Source organism: Paenirhizobium selenitireducens ATCC BAA-1503, assembly GCF_900492185.1.
GTDB classification, from domain to species: Bacteria; Pseudomonadota; Alphaproteobacteria; order Rhizobiales; family Rhizobiaceae; genus Allorhizobium; species Allorhizobium selenitireducens_A.
On the sequence record NZ_UEYP01000011.1, the window covers coordinates 70,328 to 87,907 of the forward strand.

Annotated in this window: 15 protein-coding genes; 4 read left to right on the plus strand and 11 right to left on the minus strand. The window is 63.2% G+C overall.

Translation table 11 applies throughout. The features are described from left to right. Window positions 1–31 precede the first annotated feature (31 nt). The 3 genes from RHIZ70P_RS16960 to trxB form a co-directional block, all read right to left on the minus strand. The gene (locus RHIZ70P_RS16960) at window positions 32–325 is read right to left on the minus strand and encodes an ArsR/SmtB family transcription factor (protein ID WP_115671669.1); all 294 of its coding nucleotides are present in this window, start codon (window positions 323–325) and stop codon (window positions 32–34) included. Between the two features lie 387 nt (window positions 326–712). Next, window positions 713–1,609 (minus strand): LysR family transcriptional regulator VtlR, encoded by an 897-nt coding sequence (locus RHIZ70P_RS16965; RefSeq protein WP_115671670.1) that lies wholly within the window; start codon window positions 1,607–1,609, stop codon window positions 713–715. Window positions 1,610–1,629: 20 nt separating this feature from the next. Further along, a complete protein-coding gene (gene trxB / locus RHIZ70P_RS16970) occupies window positions 1,630–2,604 on the minus strand; it encodes a thioredoxin-disulfide reductase (protein WP_115671671.1) in 975 nt (324 codons plus the stop codon). A gap of 223 nt (window positions 2,605–2,827) precedes the next feature. Here trxB and RHIZ70P_RS16975 point away from each other — a divergent pair, with 223 nt between their 5' ends. Continuing rightward, window positions 2,828–3,295 carry an Lrp/AsnC family transcriptional regulator gene (locus tag RHIZ70P_RS16975; RefSeq protein WP_115671672.1) on the plus strand — a complete coding sequence of 156 codons (468 nt, stop codon included), beginning with the start codon at window positions 2,828–2,830 and terminating at the stop codon, window positions 3,293–3,295. Window positions 3,296–3,320: 25 nt separating this feature from the next. Here RHIZ70P_RS16975 and RHIZ70P_RS16980 read toward each other — a convergent pair whose 3' ends face one another. Both RHIZ70P_RS16980 and RHIZ70P_RS16985 read right to left on the minus strand, forming a co-directional pair. Beyond that, window positions 3,321–4,406: a glycosyltransferase family 29 protein gene (locus tag RHIZ70P_RS16980; protein WP_115671673.1), complete on the minus strand. Its 1,086-nt coding sequence runs from the start codon at window positions 4,404–4,406 to the stop codon at window positions 3,321–3,323. Next, window positions 4,403–5,446, minus strand: a complete 1,044-nt coding sequence (locus RHIZ70P_RS16985; RefSeq protein WP_181904050.1) for a polysaccharide pyruvyl transferase family protein — start codon at window positions 5,444–5,446, stop codon at window positions 4,403–4,405. The genes RHIZ70P_RS16980 and RHIZ70P_RS16985 overlap by 4 nt, the downstream gene beginning before the upstream one ends. Before the next feature lie 158 nt (window positions 5,447–5,604). Between RHIZ70P_RS16985 and RHIZ70P_RS16990 the strand changes: the two genes are divergently transcribed. Beyond that, window positions 5,605–6,528, plus strand: a complete 924-nt coding sequence (locus RHIZ70P_RS16990) for a glycosyl transferase (protein WP_115671718.1) — start codon at window positions 5,605–5,607, stop codon at window positions 6,526–6,528. Here RHIZ70P_RS16990 and RHIZ70P_RS16995 read toward each other — a convergent pair. From RHIZ70P_RS16995 to carB, 6 genes are all read right to left on the minus strand, one after another. Continuing rightward, window positions 6,486–7,679, minus strand: a complete 1,194-nt coding sequence (locus RHIZ70P_RS16995; RefSeq protein ID WP_181904052.1) for a nitrogen fixation protein FixF — start codon at window positions 7,677–7,679, stop codon at window positions 6,486–6,488. The two genes, RHIZ70P_RS16990 and RHIZ70P_RS16995, sit on opposite strands and share 43 nt — an antisense overlap. A gap of 11 nt (window positions 7,680–7,690) precedes the next feature. Continuing rightward, window positions 7,691–8,743, minus strand: a complete 1,053-nt coding sequence (locus tag RHIZ70P_RS17000; protein ID WP_115671676.1) for a glycosyltransferase family 4 protein — start codon at window positions 8,741–8,743, stop codon at window positions 7,691–7,693. A 23-nt stretch (window positions 8,744–8,766) separates the two neighbouring features. Continuing rightward, entirely contained in the window at window positions 8,767–9,243 is a 477-nt protein-coding gene (greA, locus tag RHIZ70P_RS17005; protein WP_115671677.1) for a transcription elongation factor GreA, read from the minus strand. 135 nt (window positions 9,244–9,378) lie between these two features. After that, window positions 9,379–10,710 carry a T6SS phospholipase effector Tle1-like catalytic domain-containing protein gene (locus tag RHIZ70P_RS17010; protein WP_328588190.1) on the minus strand — a complete coding sequence of 444 codons (1,332 nt, stop codon included), beginning with the start codon at window positions 10,708–10,710 and terminating at the stop codon, window positions 9,379–9,381. A 121-nt stretch (window positions 10,711–10,831) separates the two neighbouring features. Continuing rightward, complete coding sequence (locus RHIZ70P_RS17015) at window positions 10,832–11,281, minus strand: SRPBCC domain-containing protein (RefSeq protein ID WP_115671679.1); 450 nt, start codon at window positions 11,279–11,281, stop codon at window positions 10,832–10,834. A gap of 255 nt (window positions 11,282–11,536) precedes the next feature. Beyond that, window positions 11,537–15,019 carry a carbamoyl-phosphate synthase large subunit gene (gene carB, locus RHIZ70P_RS17025; protein ID WP_115671681.1) on the minus strand — a complete coding sequence of 1,161 codons (3,483 nt, stop codon included), beginning with the start codon at window positions 15,017–15,019 and terminating at the stop codon, window positions 11,537–11,539. A 226-nt stretch (window positions 15,020–15,245) separates the two neighbouring features. Between carB and RHIZ70P_RS17030 the strand changes: the two genes are divergently transcribed. Then, on the plus strand, window positions 15,246–16,772 hold the full coding sequence (locus tag RHIZ70P_RS17030; protein ID WP_235842257.1) for an amidase: 1,527 nt from the start codon (window positions 15,246–15,248) through the stop codon (window positions 16,770–16,772). 109 nt (window positions 16,773–16,881) lie between these two features. Then, window positions 16,882–17,556 (plus strand): glutathione S-transferase family protein, encoded by a 675-nt coding sequence (locus tag RHIZ70P_RS17035; protein WP_115671683.1) that lies wholly within the window; start codon window positions 16,882–16,884, stop codon window positions 17,554–17,556. Window positions 17,557–17,580 lie beyond the last annotated feature (24 nt).

The window sequence follows — 17,580 nt, forward strand, 5'->3', positions numbered from 1 at the left end:
AGGAGATCGCCGGCCCCCAGCATCTGGGGCGTTACAGAGCCTCATTCAAGGCGTTGAAGAACGCGCCGATGACATCTTCGTTGCGGCGGTAAAGAACCCATTGGCCGACCCGCGTGGACGAGATCAGGCCGGCCCGCTGCAGCGTGGCGAGATGAGCCGAAACGGTCGATTGCGACAAGCCGCAGCGCTCGAACTGGCCGGCGCTGACGCCGAGCGCCAGAGGCTGAGGCTGAGGGGCGAAATGAAGTTCCGGCTCCTTGAGCCATCTCAGCATTTCAATTCTTGCAGGGTGTGCAAGCGCTTTGAGTGTTTCGTCCAAGTTCATGAGCAGTGATCCGTGTGCGCGTATGCTATTGCACATATGGTAGGAAATCGATGCGTCAACGGACGCGTGAGCGAAAGATCATGAAAAAGTGTCCAATATTGGTACAAGTTTTCCCGTGAAATTTCGCCCGGCCACAGAAGCGGCGGCAGGCCCTTCGTTTCTTAACAAAAAAAAGAGGGCCACCGGATCGCTCCAGGGCCCTTTGAAGTGTGAAGGTCAAAAACCTCCAGAGGGGAACAGCTGCTGCGGTGGAACTGGGAGGAAAAAGCCACCATGTGCATCAGCTGAGTGCGATATGGTGGTTTTTTGTGCAGTGAACAATGCTTTTTTATGCATGTCAGGCATGCATTTGCCGCAGGCCTTAACCTTTTGATCTGCCGAGCGCGTTCAGAAGTTCCAGTTGCGGGCCTTGGCCACGATGAAATCGCGGAAGGCCTTGAGCTTGGCGGCGTTCTTCATCTCGTCGGGATAGCAGAAATAGGTGTCGAACGACGGCACATCCGCACTGGTGACCAACTGCAGCAGACCGGGGTCGCGACCGACTATGTAGTCGGGGAGCATGGCGATGCCGATCCCGAGCAGCGCGGCGCGCTTGATCGAGGTCAGGCTGTTGATCTGCAGATGCGGCTGGCGGGGATTGTCCGAGGTGCGGCCGGCCACTTCCAGCCAGTTGACGTCGAGCAGATAGCCCGGCGCGGGCTCCCCGAAGGTGATGATCCGGTGGTTGTCGAGATCCTCGATCGATTGGGGTTCGCCGTAGCGGTTGATATAGGAGGGGGCCGCATAGACGTGCATGTGCACGGTGAACAGCTTGCGCTGGATGAGGTCGGACTGCTGCGGCTGGCGAAGGCGGATGGCGCAGTCGGCATGGCGCATGTTGACGTCCAGTTCCTCGTTGTCGAGGATCAGCTGGATCGACATTTCCGGATAGAGCTGGAGAAACTCCTGGATCTTGTCGGTGAGCCATCCCTGGCCAAGGCCGACGGTCGTCGTCACGCGGAGCTTGCCGCTTGGCTTTTCCGTCGTCTCGGTCAGTTGCATCTTCACCGTTTCGAGCTTCAGCAGCACGTCATGGGCGGTGCGATAGAGCAGTTCGCCCTGTTCGGTGAGGATCAGGCCGCGCGCATGCCGGTGAAACAGCTTGACGCCGATGTCCTGCTCGAGCGCGCTGACCTGGCGGCTGATCGCCGACTGGGACAAATGCAGTTTGTCGGCTGCGTGGGTGAACGACCCCGCTTCCGCTGCTGCGTGGAAAATACGCAGCTTGTCCCAATCCAACGGCATGCCGCCCCCTCTCATGATGCTTATTCCGCGGCTTCGGCGCGGACAGGTGCGGCAGACAGGAAGCGTTCGGCCTCGAGGGCGGCCATGCAGCCCATGCCGGCGGCGGTGATTGCCTGGCGATAGATGTCGTCGGTCACGTCGCCGGCCGCAAAGACGCCTTCGACGTCCGTCGCGGTCGAATCGGGTGCTGTCCACAGATAGCCATTGGCTTTCAGCTTGAGCTTGCCCTTGAACAGTTCGACCGCCGGTGCGTGGCCGATGGCAACGAACACGCCGTCGATCGGCATCTCGGTGATCGCGCCGTTCTGGGTGTCGCGCAGCCTCACGCCCGAGACCGATGGCGGCATGGGCGGCTTGGCCGGCGTGCCGGTGATTTCGGCGACCTCGGTGTTCCACATCACGCGGATATTGTCCTTGGCGAACAGGCGCTCCTGCAGGATCTTCTCCGAACGGAACGAGTCGCGGCGATGCACGACCGTGACCGATTTGCAGATATGCGACAGGTAAAGAGCTTCCTCCACCGCCGAATTTCCGCCGCCGACGACGATCACGTCCTTGTTGCGATAGAAGAAGCCGTCGCAGGTGGCGCAAGCCGAGACGCCAAAACCCTGGAAATGCTGTTCGCTCTCGATGCCGAGCCATTTTGCCTTGGCGCCGGTGGCGATGATCAGCGTGTCGGCGGTCCAAACCGTGCCCGAATCGGTGCGGGCGGTGAAGGGCCGGCGCGACAGGTCGACCTCGGTCACCAGGTCGTTGACGATCTCGGCCCCGACATGGGTCGCCTGATTGAGCATCTGCTCCATCAGCCAGGGGCCCTGGATCGGGTCGGCGAAGCCTGGATAATTCTCGACATCGGTGGTGATCATCAACTGACCACCCTGTTCCATCCCGGCGATCAGGACCGGTTTCAGCATGGCGCGAGCGGCATAGATCGCGGCGGTGTATCCGGCCGGGCCGGAACCGATGATCAGCACCTTGGTGTGGCGGGCAGTCATGGCAAGTCCTTTCAAAGCGGGCGAGGGGAAAGGCGATATAAGCTCGCGGGCCGCTTCCTTGAAGGTTCATTTATGATCGGTCTATGCATTTATTCAAGGTCAGCTTTGCAATACCAACAAGGCATTGGAGGGCGCGGCAATTTTTGTGCTCGGCTCGGACAGATTCTTGCCTATTGGCGCGATTCAGCTAGATATCGATCTTCATTCCACGAAAGGTCGATCCGTGTTGAGAGCCGAGCTGGACGCTATTGATCTGAAAATCCTCCGCGAATTACAGAGCGACGGTCGCATGACCAATGTCGAACTGTCCGAGCGCGTCGGCATTTCCGCGCCGCCGTGCCTGAGAAGGGTGCGCAAGCTCGAAGAGGCGGGCCTCATCGAGGGCTATCACGCCATGCTGAACGCCCCGAAGCTCGGATACGACCTGGTCGCCTTCTGCATGATCGGTCTCAAGCACCAGTCAGAGAGCAATCTGAAGGCCTTTGCCGCCGCCACCGACAGCTGGCCGATGGTGCGCCAGGCGTGGATGGTCTCGGGCGACAGCGATTTCCTGCTGCATTGCGTGGCGGAGAACCTGACCAAGTTCCAGGATTTCGTCATCGAGGTGCTGACGGCGAACGAGCATGTGCATACCGTGCGCACCATGCTGACGATCCGCCAGGTGAAGAAGGCCGGGCTGGTGGAGATCTGACGCCTGCCGGCGGTTCGGGGTATCGTCAGAGCCGCAATGAAAAACGGCTGTCCATTTCGAGCAGTTGCCGGACCCAGACTTCTTCCGCGCCGAAGTCGTGCGGGGTCGTCTCGCGCGTATGGACGCCCGAAAGGGATAGTCCGTTGAAGAAGTCGAAGCCGTAGAGCTCGACGCTGCGGCAGTTGGACCGCGACAGAAGATCGATCACCATGGCCCCGGTCGAGGGACGGCTGCCGAGCCGGCCGGCCAGTTGCTGGTTGGCCTCCTTGGGGTTCATGAAGACCTGCGGCCAGCCAAACAGCCAGGACGGCAGGCGCTTGAGTTTCGGCGACATCCACAGGATGACCGAGGCTTTGCGGATGTCGGCGACCTCTCGCGGAATGTCGATGCTGGTGGCGATCCAGTCGGTGCGGGTTCCGTGCGAGCGGGTGGTGATGATCGGCGCGCGATTGCAGCGGATGACGATGTCACTGGCGTCGATTGCCGCACCATGATCCTTGTCGCGCAGGCTGACCGCGTTTCCGACCAGCGCGACAGACTTGCCATCGAGCAGATGCGACAGCAGGCGCTCGGACATGAAGCGGGCACGCTTGACCCGCAATGGCTGCAGCAACCGGCCGGGCAGGGCGCGGATTCGGCTTGCGAGCTTCATCCGCTTCAACGCCTTGTCCAGCCGTCGGCTGACCGCCGGTTCGGGTGCCCAACTGAGGAAGATTACCTCGTGCGGCTCGACTTCCGGCAGTTGCGTGACCGCGGGGAAATGCCGGGCCAACTGATTGCGCCACCATTCCGGGCGTTCAATCGTGCGATTGACGTTGACGCCGGCGTCATCGAGCGACAGCGAGAATATGGTCGAGACGACGAAGAGATGGTGCGTCGCGCCGGCCTTGCGGATCTCGATCAGGGCATCGAGAGCGGCCGGGTCGGTCTTCTCCAGTTCGTTGACGGATATGAGGAGGGGGGGCTCCACTGGTGCTGCCGCAGGCGGGGCGGAGGCGATCGGCAGGTCGGCGATTTGCCGGGCGGCAATTCCTTCACCGTGAAGCGATAGGCTGGATGCCCCGAGCGCGCGGGCGAGAATGTCGACGATCCGGGCATAGGCATTGTTCATCGCGTTCCGGCTCCGGCCTGATGGGACCGTGCCAGTGCCAGCAGACGGTCGAAGAGGTCATGGGCGCCTTCTCGGGCGGCCGCCAGGCCGGCCGCGATGATTTCGCGTTCCTGCGTCGTGAAGTCGAAGCGCTGTTGCGCCTCGATGCGCCGTCTCGCCTCGTCGAGGGTGACGATACGCTCGCTGCCGAGACCGAAATCGTTGAGCAGGGCGGCGATTTTCCAGGAGTTCGATTCCAGCGCAAGAAAGGGCGTTCCGGTTGCCAGGCAAAGACACACGGCGTGGAAACGCCCGGTCAGGTGCAGGTAGCCGGTCTGGAGGCTTGCCAGAAAACCGGCTTCCGAACGATTGAATTCGGTATGACCGTGCCGCAGTCCGAAGGCCCGGGCGTGAAGATCGATATAGGCCTGACGGAGCGCGCGCAAAGGTGCCGGATAATGCGGCTTGGGTGGCTTGATCGAGGTCAGGATCGGCAGATAGCGCGCGTCGCTGCGCCCGTCGGCAAGGGCCAGCAGTTGCCGGCCGATATCGCGATTGACCGAATCGCCGATCAGCAGGCGGTCGCGCGGGCGGGTAGAATGCGTCGTTACCGCTCCTTCGGCCAGTGACAGGTCCGGCACGAAGCCGACCTTGCGGCCGATCGCCTTCTCGACTTCGGCGCCACTCCACGAATCGCGTGTCGAGATCAGGTCGATCAGGGACAGGCGCGCATTCCATGCGGACGGATTGTCCTGGTAGACGGCATTGATCAGCGCCACCGGTGTCTTGCCGCGCGCCGGATGGTCAGCCACATCAAGCAGTTTCGATCCCTGCCTGCTGCCATGGTGAAGCGTGCCTTCGCCATTGATGACAATGAGATCGGCCCGGCTCATCGCCGCAAGAAAGTCGGCGTCCCGTGTCCAGTCGTTCCGCACCAGGCTGGTGGCGGCAATATCGATTCCCCTTGACCTGAGGCTGTCTTCAATGACGCGCATGACGCGCATGCAGCCGAAGTGATTGTCGCCACGGGTATCGTTCAATATGACGGCTTTGAGTGGCAAGGGATCGATCTTTCGCGTATGCCGAAACGGCCGGTTCTGCCGGGCCATGCTTGAATTGTGAGGCATTTAGGCCGAGAGCCGAGGGACAATCAAGCGCCATGGCGGCGCGAAGGCCGGGACATTCCGGTCGGGCGGGATGCAGGAGAATGGTGTTGAAACTGAAATCGGAGCGCCCGCTCAAGCGATCCATCGTCAAGCTCGCGGCAACGATCTTTCTCGGCAAAGGCTTCGCGCATGCGCAGAACTGGCTGCCGGGTCTCGTCTTGCACCAGCCGAAGAGCCCGCAGGACATGGGGAGCATTCTCTACAAGGGGCAGCCTGTTGGCGGTCTCTCTCACGTCGAGGTGTTGCGCGCAGCCGCCCATGAGGTCGTCCATATCGTCGGCTCGGGGCCCTCGATTGCCGGCATCGACTTCTCAAAGGTTGGACCAAGGGAGGCCATCCTGCTCAACGGCGCCATCAGCCTGATGGGCGAGGCGATTGCCGCGCCACTGGCGATCGCCGTCGAGGACGAGCGCTTCGTCTGGCGCCATTTCCCATTGATGCGGGACAGGATCGGTGCCGGGACCCTTTGCCTTTTCTCGGTCGGCGTGATTCGGGCGATTTGCGAGAACGACCGGACCTGGCTCGCCGACAAGAGCGTGGTGCTGATCGACGATCTGCGCAAGCCCTACCGGCTGCGGCGGCGTTCGGACAGGGAGCTCGGGGCACTCGACTTTGCGGTGGTCGATGGTCGGGGCGCCGGTTTCTCGCGCGATCCGTCGCGGGGCGTGTTTCAGGGGGGCTCGGTTGCCGTTTCGGCCGTTCAGTTCGCCGCCTATTGCCGGCCAAGGATCATCGGCCTGTTCGGCATCGACATCACCAATGCCGGCGAGCCGCGCTTCTACGAAACCGCCGGCGATACGGCAGGTTCGGGGATCGTCGGGGCGGCCGGGCGCATCGTCGCTCATTTCGTCCTCGCGCGCCGTGTTTGCGCCGAGCACAATATCGAGCTCCTGAATTTTTCGCCGGTCTCCGCGCTGATCGGTGCGGGCTTTCCTTATGATCCGCGCTTCGCCGCAGCGAAGGCCGCGACCGCCTGACCGTGCCGATCCGTGCCGGCAAGGCGGGCGACGATCATGTCCGGCAGGCGGGGATCGGGGTTCTTCAGCTCACCCTTGAGCAGGAAGACGTTCTGGATGTAGCGAATGACCCGTTCGCGCAAGGCCGCGTCCGGCGACCAGGTGTCGAGCGCGCGAAACGCTGCCAAGAGTTCGGCGGCATTGCCGGCCTCCAGCACCAATCCCTCGATGTCATAGGGGGCAAGCCCAAGGGTGATGACCTTCTTCTCCAGCAGCACCGATTCGAGGCCGACCGTGGAATTGACGGTGATCACCGCATCGGAGCCTTCGATCAGCGTCTGGGTATCGTGGTGGTTGGCGAAATGGATGCGCGGATGGGGCTTCACTTCGGCGCGGATCGACAGCGGAAAGCTCGGATGTTCCTTGATGACGAAATGGCTCTGGCCTTCCGCGTCGGCGAGCCGGAAGATTTCGTCATAGAGGTGGCGCATGTCGCGGATCCATGGCGATAGCGCCAGGATCTGCATGTCGCTCGGCACCTGGAAGGGAACGAAGACATAGCGGTCGGGCAGGGTGGCCGGGCCGTCGTCCTTCAATTTCGACTGGCGTTTGACCAATGCGGCGGGCTTTTCGCCCAGTTCGGCGGGGTCGAAGGCACGATAGAAGTCGGCATCGCGCGGCAGGGTGCTCTGATGGTTGATGCCGTGCGGATCGCATTGCAGCGTGGCGGGAAAGAAGCCCTTTTCGAGGAAGACCATCTGGCGTTTCCGCCGTGTCGCCACGGCGGCGAGGATCGAATCCGGCATCAGATAGCCGTTGAACACGACGATTGTTGCCTTCGGGTTCTCATCGAGCCAGCCTGCAAAGGCCGCGGCGACGAGCCGGCACTGGATGCGGGTTGCCCGGCGATAGAAAAAGGCGACCAGTGGGTTGGAGAAGACGGCGCGAAAGCGGATCTGCCGGCGTTTTAGGTTGCGCTCGGCCAGATCGGCGATCACCGGGTCGCTGTCGCCGGAAACGGTTCTCAGCAGACCCGCAACGCCATCCCGACGCAGGACCGCCTTCGCCGCGCTCCTCAGGTCGGAGGGCAGGGCGGCGACGCGGCCTTGAAAGCTCGACACGAAGCCGCGCATGTGGCTGGTGCGGCAAACGATGAAATCCCTGTCGCCCATGGCCCTGTCCGTCATTTGTCGTCGAGAAGCCCGTTATAGACCGTCTCGAGAGCCGACGCCTCCCGCACCAAGGCAAAATTCTCCACCACATGGGTGCGCCCGCGGCTTCCGGCTTCGATTGCCTCGGCCGGATTTGCGAGATAGCCAGCGATCGCGTCGCGCAGGCGCGCATAGTCGCCGGCGGGCACGACCTTGCCGGTGATATCCTCGACGATCAACTCCGCATAGGCGCCGGCATCGCTGGCGACGCAAGCCGTGGCCGACGCCATGGCTTCCAGCGGGGTCAGGCCGAAGCCTTCATTGCGCGAGGGCGCGACATAGAGGGTCAGCCGGCGATACCAGGGCCTGATATCGTCCACCTCGCCGAGAAAGACGATGCGCGACGACAATCCGGCGAGCGCGATGTCGGCCTTCAGCTGGTCGGCGAAACCCTGGTTCTCTGCGGTGATCCGGCCGCTGATTACCGCGGTCCAGTCCGGATAGCGGGGCAGAAGATCGATCATGGCTCGGACAAAGAGGTCGGTGCCCTTCTGGTGGCGGACCCGGCCGAAGCAGCCGACCAGATACTTGCCCGGCAGACCGGTCGCGGCGATGGCGTCGTCGGCACTTTCTCCCGGATGAAAACGGTCGATGTCGATGCCGTGACGGATCACGGTATGCGCCACCTTGAGGAAGGAGCCGGAGCGGGCGCTGGTGGCGACCACCGCATCCATCCTCGAAATCAGCCAGCGGGTGTAGCCGGTGTGATGCCGCTGCGCCGCCGAGGTGAACAACAGCTTCAGCGGCATGCGCAAGACGTCGCGCAACAGGATGCCCGCCAGCATCTCGTTGTTGCGGCGGGCATGCCAGACGCGATTTGCCGCAGACCTCGGCCGACGCCACAGCGCCGGCAGCTGGCTCCACGTCATTTTCGGCAGATCGTCGGGAAGGCCGGGGCCGAGCGTGACGATGCCGCGCCCCAGCCGTCTTTGCTCGGGAATGAGCTGAACGACGGTCGAGGTCACGCCGGAAAGGCGCCGCTTGAAATGCGGCGCGATAACCGTGATGTCGTCAAGGGGAGGCAAGGGCCAGAGCCTTCCGGGCCAAATCAGCCCCAGTTGACCGCGAGGATCTCGTAGGCCTTGGAGCCGCCGGGGGCGACGACCTCGATATTGTCGCCGACTTCCTTGCCGATCAGGGCGCGGGCGATGGGCGAGGAGATGGAGATGCGACCCTGCTTGACGTCGGCTTCCTGGTCGCCGACGATCTGGTAGGTCTTCTGCTCCTCGGTGTCCTCGTCGATGAGCTTGACGGTCGCGCCGAACTTGATCGTGGAGCCGGACATCTTCGACAGGTCGATGACCTCGGCGCGGGCGATCAGATCCTCCAGTTCGCCGATCCGGCCCTCGTTATGGCTCTGGGCTTCCTTGGCGGCGTGATACTCGGCGTTTTCGGAAAGGTCGCCATGGGCGCGCGCTTCGGCGATCGCCTCGATGATGCGGGGCCGTTCTTCTTGCTGGCGCCAACGCAGTTCCTCGTTCAGCTTGACAAAGCCGCTCTGAGTCATCGGTACCTTTTCAACCATGTCATCTTCCTTCGCATTTCATGCCCGCATGGCGCTGGACATAAAAGAAAACAGGTCCCGAAGCGGCGCCCCGGAACCAGTTCAAATCAACGATCTGGAAACTATAGCAGATTGCTTGTCGCAATTTCCAGAGATTTAATTCTGCCCCCCGGTCGAGGGTTCCAGCGGTGCGTTGAAAATCGATCCCCAAGGTTCGACCGTGTACCGGCTGGGAAGATTTACGGGGCGATAGGGGCCGCCGGCCGGCGCTCCGTTCAGTCGGTCGACCACCGACTGGTGGATGAGGGCCTCCGGCGGGATGAATCGCGGATCGGAGAGCGGTAGATAGATCCCGCCGCCCTTTCCGCCGCGACGCCACGAGGAGGAGGGAACGCGGCGTGGCAGCATTTCGACTGCGCGCCAGGCGAGGTTCATCGAATCCTGCGGCTGCGCCATCGCATCCGGTTTGACGTAGGTCTTCTTGTCATTCTTGCCGAGAACGATCTCGTTGACCGTGCGGGTCGAATAATCGAGCCCCATGGGCTTCGTCTCCTCGATCATCCAGGCCAGCGGCACCTTGATCAGGGCGCTTTCCTGTTCCGGTGACCCGCCGCCGACATCACCGTGCACGCCGGTGAACCAGACTTCCTTTACGTCCTGCGGCACCACCGGCCGGTCCTGCGGCGGGAACGGGCTGCCCCAGAACGGCTGGTCCGGCGTCCAGGGCTCCGGCCGGAACATGGTGCGCCGCTCGTCGATTGCCACGGCATGGCGGACGGCCCGGACGCTCGGATTGCGGTGGGTGAAGGGATGGGTCTTCAGCGTCAGGCCGATCTTGCCGGATTCGATGACCGAGGCGACGGTGTCGAACAGGCCGAGCAGTTCGATCGCTGGACGATGGCCTTTCAACGTGCGTTCATAGATGCGCATGTCGGCAAAGGCGGATCGTCCTTCGTCCTCGCCACTTCCGGAACTGTCGACGGGGGACGCCTTGTGGTCGGAAATGCCCTTGTAGGTGCGGTAGGCATAGTCGATCAGATTGAGTTGCTCCGGACGGATCAGGCCGAGGCTGTGAATGAAGCCGGCGAGAACCCGCGCCGTGTAGGCGCCGCGGCTGAAGCCGAAGAGATAGAGGCGGTCGTCCTCGCCGATCCTCTTGCCTTTCTTGTCCCGCGGCGCGGCCTGGTAGTTCTCGACGATGAAGCGATAGGCCTGCTTGACGTTGGCGTCGATGCCCCAGCCGGTGGCCAGGCCCCAGATCTCGACCGTCTTGCGCCAGCCGCGCGACCAGGCGTTGTCCGCGCCGAAGGTGCCCACGCCGGGATCATAGTAGACGATCTGCTCGTCGGTGCGCCTGAGCGTGCCGAACAGGCGCAGGATATTGGTGCGGTCGGCGGCGATCTCGTTCGAGGTTCCGTCGAACAGAAGAACGATGTTCTTGCCCATGTCTGCCCCGTCATCGTGACCGACGAAGGCTATCACGGGCATGCCGTCTCTGCAATCTTAGGTGGATTTTGCGGTCGTTAACCTGAGCGCCGGAACGCTTCGGTACCTCTGCGGCCAGTCGCGATGATCGCCGGCGACGCCACTTGCAGGGCGGTGGGGACGATCAGCCGCTTGAAGCCATGGACAGCCCCAGGACCCTCTCCAGCCTGTCGAAGTTCTGCTCGTTGGCGTAGGCGATGAACTGCTTGAACTGGATATTCTCCTCGTTCGGCTCCATCAGCATGCGCCAGGACAGCCGCGTGCCGCCATTCTCCGGCTGGAAATCCATTTCCAGCGTGAAGACATGGATCGGGTCGTGGTGCAGGAAGACGATGCGCTCGGGCGCTACGACCTCCTGGAAGGTGGAATGGTTGAGGAATTCCGCCCCTTCCTCGGTTCTCATCAGGATCACCCAACGGCCGCCGGGTTTGAGGTCGAATTCATGGATCTCGTTGGTGAAGCCGTCCGGACCCCACCACGCGGCGAGCTTGGCCGGATCGGCAAAGGCGTCGAACAGGGTTGCCGGATCGACGCCGAACAGGCGGTCGTTGAGGATTTCTGTCTTCTCAATCATATTGGTGCTTTTCGATCGAGGAATGCCGTGATGATACGGAATTCTTCTTCGCTTTCCAGGCAAATTACCCGCAAAATCCGGCGGCGCATTCCGGGATGAGGCGAAAGCGTCTTTCCGTGGGTGGTCCGGAAGGGGCAGTTTCCCGCCAGTCCGGATCACGGACCGTATGTTCGATCCAGGCCCTATCGAGCTGCCGCTCCAGGATCACCGTCTGCGAATGGGCGGTGAAGCGGAGCGGCTTGTTCATGGTTACCCTCAGAAATAACTCTGCAACGGGCGAACCTCGAGTTGGCCCTTCTTCAGCGCCTGGATCGCTTCCGCGGCAGCGAGTGCGCCGGCCATGGTGGTGTAGTAGGGCACCTTCTGCATCAGGGCGGCGCGGCGCAGCGACTTGGAATCCGAGATCGCCTTGTTGCTGTCCGTCGTGTTGATCACCAGCTGGACCTGCCGGTTGCGGATGGCGTCCTCGATATGCGGGCGGCCTTCCAGAACCTTGTTGATCTTGATCGCCTCGATGCCCTGTTCGGCGAGGAAGCGCTGGGTGCCGCCGGTCGCCATGACCTTGAAGCCGATCTCGGTCAGGAGCTTGATGGCGGGCAGGACGCGGACCTTGTCCTCGTCGCGGACCGAGACGAAGACCGTGCCGTCACGCGGCAGCTCGACGCCGGCGCCGAGCTGGCTCTTGGCAAAGGCGAGGGCGAAATCGGTGTCGAGGCCGATGACTTCCCCGGTCGAGCGCATTTCCGGTCCGAGCAGCGTGTCGACGCCGGGGAAGCGGGCGAACGGGAAGACGGCTTCCTTGACGGCGATGTGCTTGAGGTTGCGCGGGTCGGGCTTGGCGCCATAGGCGGCAATCGCGGCATCGAGCTTTTCGCCGGTCATGATGCGGGCGGCGATCTTGGCGATCGGCGCACCGATGGTCTTGGCGACGAAGGGCACGGTGCGCGAGGCGCGCGGATTGACTTCGAGAACGTAGATCACCCCGTCCTTGATGGCATACTGCACGTTCATCAGGCCGCCGACATTGAGCGCCTTGGCCATGGCCTTGGTCTGGCGCTCCAGTTCGTCGAGGGTTTCCTTGGAGAGAGAGCGGGACGGCAGCGAGCAGGCCGAGTCGCCCGAGTGGATGCCGGCTTCCTCGATGTGTTCCATGATGCCCGAGACGAAGACGTCGGTGCCATCGCACAGCGCATCGACGTCGACTTCGATGGCATTGGTCAGGTAGCTGTCGAACAGCAGCGGGTTCTTGCCGAGCAGGGTATTGATCTGGCCGGTCTTGTCGTTCGGGTAGCGCTGCTTGATGTCTTCCGGCACCAGGCCCGGAACCGTGTCGAGCAGGTAGCTCTGCAACATGCTCTCGTCGTGGATGATCTGCATGGCGCGGCCGCCGAGCACGTAGGACGGGCGCACGACCAGCGGGAAGCCGATCTCGGAGGCGACCAGGCGGGCCTGCTCGACCGAATAGGCGATGCCGTTGTTCGGCTGGTTGAGGTCGAGCTTCATCAGAAGTTTCTGGAAGCGGTCGCGGTCTTCGGCAAGGTCGATCATGTCCGGCGCGGTGCCGAGGATCGGGATGCCGTTCTTTTCCAGTGCTTCGGCGAGCTTCAGCGGCGTCTGGCCGCCGAACTGGACGATGACACCGACCAGTTCGCCCTTTTCCTGCTCGGCACGCATGATCTCGATCACGTCTTCCGCCGTCAGCGGCTCGAAATAAAGGCGATCCGAGGTGTCGTAGTCGGTCGAGACGGTTTCCGGGTTGCAATTGACCATGATGGCTTCGAAGCCGGCGTCCTTCAGGGCAAACGCGGCATGGCAGCAGCAATAGTCGAACTCGATGCCCTGGCCGATGCGGTTCGGACCGCCACCGAGGATCACGACTTTCTTCCGGTCGGAGACTTGAGCCTCCGAGCGAAGCTGGCCGACGAAGGGCGTTTCATAGGTCGAATACATATAGGCGGTCGGCGAGGCGAACTCGGCGGCGCAGGTATCGATGCGCTTGAACACCGGGCGGACATTCAAGGCGTTGCGCAGTTCGGCGACTTCCTTCGGGCGCTTGCCGGTGAGGCTGGCAAGGCGGGCGTCGGAGAAGCCCATGGCTTTCAGCATGCGCAGGTTCTCGGCGTCTTCCGGCAGGCCGTGCTCGCGGATGCGGGCCTCCATGTCGATGATGGCCTTGAACTGGGCGATGAACCACGGGTCGATCTTGCAGCCCTCGTGCACCTCTTCCGGCGACATGCCGAGGCGCAGCGCCTGGGCGACCATGCGCAGGCGATCGGGCGTCGGCGTGCCGATCGCGGCGCGGATGGCGTTCTTGTCGTCGCTCTCGCCAAGGCCAGGGATCTCGATCTCGTCGAGGCCGGTCAGGCCGGTCTCAAGCCCGCGCAGCGCCTTTTGCAGGCTCTCGGCAAAGGTGCGGCCGATGGCCATGACCTCACCGACCGACTTCATCGCGGTGGTCAGCGTCGGCTCGGCGCCGGGGAATTTCTCGAAGGCGAAACGCGGGATCTTGGTGACGACATAGTCGATCGACGGTTCGAACGAGGCCGGGGTGGCGCCGCCGGTGATATCGTTTTCCAGTTCGTCGAGCGTGTAGCCGACGGCGAGCTTGGCGGCGACCCGGGCGATGGGGAAGCCGGTGGCCTTCGATGCGAGTGCGGACGAGCGCGACACGCGCGGGTTCATTTCGATGACGACGAGACGGCCGTCCTTCGGGTTGACGGCGAACTGGACGTTCGAGCCGCCGGTCTCCACCCCAATCTCGCGCAGAACCGCGATCGAGGCGTTGCGCATCATCTGATATTCCTTGTCGGTCAAGGTCAGCGCCGGCGCAACCGTGATCGAGTCGCCCGTGTGGACGCCCATCGGATCGATGTTTTCGATCGAGCAGATGATGATGCAGTTGTCCGCCTTGTCGCGGACGACCTCCATTTCATATTCCTTCCAGCCGAGCACCGATTCCTCGATCAGCACTTCGGTGGTCGGCGAGGCGTCGAGGCCCGAGCCGATGATCTCGAAGAATTCCGAGCGGTTGTAGGCAATGCCGCCGCCGGTGCCGCCCATGGTGAAGGACGGACGGATGATCGCCGGAAGGCCGACGACGTCGAGCGCCTGGGCGGCGATCGCCATGGCATGGCTCATGTAGCGCTGCTTGCGGTCGCTCTCTCCGAGGTTCCACTGGTTCTCCAGTTCGTCGAGCGCCTTGTCGAGCTCTGCGCCGGACAGGCGTGCCTTGAGGTCGTTGCGGGCTGCCTCGTGGGTCTTGCGGTCGGCGTCCTTGATGTCGGTGGCATTGGCCAGCATCGACTTCGGGGTTTCGAGGCCAATCTTGGCCATGGCCTCGCGGAACAGCGCGCGGTCCTCGGCCTTGTCGATGGCCGCCGGCTTGGCGCCGATCATCTCGACATTGTAGCGGTCGAGTACGCCCATACGTTTCAGGGAGAGTGCAGTGTTGAGGGCCGTCTGGCCGCCCATGGTCGGGAGCAGCGCGTCCGGACGCTCCTTGGCGATGATCTTGGCGACGACTTCGGGAGTGATCGGTTCGACGTAAGTTGCGTCGGCCAGGCCCGGATCGGTCATGATGGTCGCGGGGTTGGAATTGACCAGGATGACCCGGTAGCCTTCCTCCTTCAACGCCTTGACGGCTTGCGTGCCCGAATAGTCGAATTCGCAAGCCTGGCCGATGACGATCGGCCCCGCGCCGATGATGAGGATGGACTTGATATCTTGGCGCTTGGGCATGGTCACATTCCGCTTTTCAGGCTGCGCGAAAAGCCGGCCAGGGTGATGATTTCACCGGCCGGGCGCAAACAGGGTCTTTGAAGGCTAGAAGCGGCTTATAGGGAAATGTTGATCGAAGCGGAACCCCGAAATTGACGAATCCGACAGGAATCTTCCGGGGCGCGGCAATGCCGGATCTCCGGTGTGAGCGTTGTTGCGGACGGCCGCATTGTCATGGGGTGGCGCCATGCTACTGTCGCTCGGGGGAATGCCAAGCGAAGGGGAAGACGTGCTCGAAGACTACAGGGAATTTGACGGCCTTGCTCTGGCCGGACTCGTGCGGCGCGGCGAGGTCAGTGCGCCCGAGCTTGTCGAAACCGCAATCGCTGCGATTGAAAGGCTGAACCCAACGCTCAATGCCGTGATCCGGCCGATGTTCGACGAGGCGCGGCGCGCTGCTTCGGGGCCTATTGGCGACGGACCGTTTGCAGGCGTGCCCTTCCTGCTGAAGGACCTGCTGTCGCAGGTCGACGGCATTCCGACCTCGCAGGGCAACCGGCTCTGGGCCAAGATCCCGGCCTCCGGCGACAACGAATTGGTGACGCGCTGGAAGCGGGCCGGCCTGATCATTCTCGGCAAGACCAACACGCCGGAGTTCGGGCTGACGCCCTATACCGAGCCGGAGACCTTTGGCCCGACCCGCAATCCCTGGGACGTGACGCGAACGCCGGGCGGTTCGTCCGGCGGTTCGGCGGCGGCGGTTGCCTCGGGCATGGTGCCGCTCGCATCCGGCGGCGACGGCGGCGGCTCGATCCGCATCCCGGCCTCGGCCTGCGGCCTGTTCGGGATGAAGCCGACGCGAGGGAGAACCCCTGTCGGCCCCTTTATCGGCGAGGCCTGGTCGGGCTTTGCCGGCGAGCATGTGCTGACCCGCTCGGTGCGCGACTCCGCCGCCATGCTCGACGCCACCCATGGGTCCGACATCGGCAATCCGCATCCGCTGCCGGAGTTTCGCGGATCGTGGCTCGAGGCCGTCGGGCGCGCGCCGAAACGCCTGCGGATCGCGGTGTCCGCTGAGCCCATGCTCGGCAAGGCGGTCGCCCCGGAGGTTCGCGCGGCCTTCGCCGAGACGGTCCGCCTGCTTGAAGAACTGGGGCACGAGGTGGTGGAGGCGGCTCCCCCGGTCGAGCGCGAGCGGTTCTCGCTCGCCTTCCTCACCGTCCTTGCCGCCGAACTGCGCGCCGACATCGAGTTCATCGCCGCATTGAGCGGTGTTCGGGTGCGGCCCGAGGATTTCGATGCGTCCTCCTTCGGCCTCGGCTTGCTCGGCCAGGCTTTCTCCGCCGCCGAACTGGCCGCGGCGCTTCGCTACCTGAAGCTTTCGGCGCGATCGGTGCTCGGTTTCTTCGAGACCCACGACGTGCTGATGACGCCGGTTCTCTCCAGCCTGCCGGTCAAGATCGGCGCGCTCCAGCCGAAACCGTTCGAGAAGAAGCTGATCCGCTTCATGGGGCATATTCATGGCGGGTCGCTGCTGAAGAAGCTCGGCATTGCCGACCAGCTCGCCGCGCAGACCTTCGAATTCATCCCCTGGACCCCGGTGTTCAACGTCACCGGCCAGCCGGCCATGTCGGTACCGCTCAACTGGTCGCCCGAGGGGCTGCCGATCGGCATGCACTTCGTCGGGCGGTTTGCCGACGAGGAGACCCTGTTCAGCCTTGCCGGCGAACTGGAGCGGGCGCGGCCCTGGAGGGATCGACGCCCACCGGTGTAAGGCCGCTGGATCTGTGGAAACCCCCGGGTCGTGAAACCACCGGGGCGGCGAAAGCGTATTGGTTGCATGACGCCCGGCGTGATTGCCGGGCTTTCCCATGGAGCCGCCGATGATCATTGTTCACTATCTCGAGAATTCCCGCGCGCATCGCATCCTCTGGTTGCTTGAGGAACTCGGCATTCCTTACGACATCAATGTCTATCGACGTGGAGGCGACATGCGGGCGCCGGAAAGCCTCAAGGCCATCCATCCGCTCGGCAAGTCGCCGGTGATCGAAGTTGACGGCAAGGTGATCGCGGAAAGCGGAGCGATCATCGAATACCTGATCGAAACCTATGGCGGGGATGCGCTGCGCCCGCCAGCGGTAACCGACGAGCGGCTGCGTTACACCTATTTCCTGCACTATGCCGAGGGATCGGCCATGCCGCTGCTGGTGATGAAGCTGATTTTCTCGAAGCTGCCGAGCCAGGTGCCGTTGTTGTTGCGGCCAGTCGCTGCGCTGATCGCCAAGGGTGTGGGCGCCAAGTTCCTCGATCCGCAACTCAAGGATCACGTTGCCTTCTGGGAAAGCGAACTCGGCCGGGACGGATACTTCGCCGGTGCTGCCTTTTCCGCGGCCGACATCGCCATGAGCTTTCCGGTCGAGGCCGCCATGTCGCGGATCGATGGGGCGAAAGAGCAGACCGCGCCGGCGATCCGCCGCTATCTCGCGGCGATCCGCGCCCGGCCGGCATACCGGCGCGCGCTGGAACGCGGCGGGGCGTATGACTACGCCACGAGCTGAGCTTTGGGTGGGCTTGTCGGCGAG

Bases quoted from the DNA above. Each gene is read 5' to 3' on its own strand.
- RHIZ70P_RS16960 (WP_115671669.1), bottom strand. From the start codon at position 325: ATGAACTTGGACGAAACACTCAAAGCGCTTGCACACCCTGCAAGAATT.
- RHIZ70P_RS16965 (WP_115671670.1), bottom strand. From the start codon at position 1,609: ATGCCGTTGGATTGGGACAAGCTGCGTATTTTCCACGCAGCAGCGGAA.
- trxB (WP_115671671.1), bottom strand. From the start codon at position 2,604: ATGACTGCCCGCCACACCAAGGTGCTGATCATCGGTTCCGGCCCGGCC.
- RHIZ70P_RS16980 (WP_115671673.1), bottom strand. From the start codon at position 4,406: ATGAACAATGCCTATGCCCGGATCGTCGACATTCTCGCCCGCGCGCTC.
- RHIZ70P_RS16995 (WP_181904052.1), bottom strand. From the start codon at position 7,679: ATGGGCGACAGGGATTTCATCGTTTGCCGCACCAGCCACATGCGCGGC.
- greA (WP_115671677.1), bottom strand. From the start codon at position 9,243: ATGGTTGAAAAGGTACCGATGACTCAGAGCGGCTTTGTCAAGCTGAAC.
- RHIZ70P_RS17010 (WP_328588190.1), bottom strand. From the start codon at position 10,710: ATGCCCGTGATAGCCTTCGTCGGTCACGATGACGGGGCAGACATGGGC.
- RHIZ70P_RS17015 (WP_115671679.1), bottom strand. From the start codon at position 11,281: ATGATTGAGAAGACAGAAATCCTCAACGACCGCCTGTTCGGCGTCGAT.
- carB (WP_115671681.1), bottom strand. From the start codon at position 15,019: ATGCCCAAGCGCCAAGATATCAAGTCCATCCTCATCATCGGCGCGGGG.
- RHIZ70P_RS17030 (WP_235842257.1), top strand. From the start codon at position 15,246: ATGCTACTGTCGCTCGGGGGAATGCCAAGCGAAGGGGAAGACGTGCTC.
- RHIZ70P_RS17035 (WP_115671683.1), top strand. From the start codon at position 16,882: ATGATCATTGTTCACTATCTCGAGAATTCCCGCGCGCATCGCATCCTC.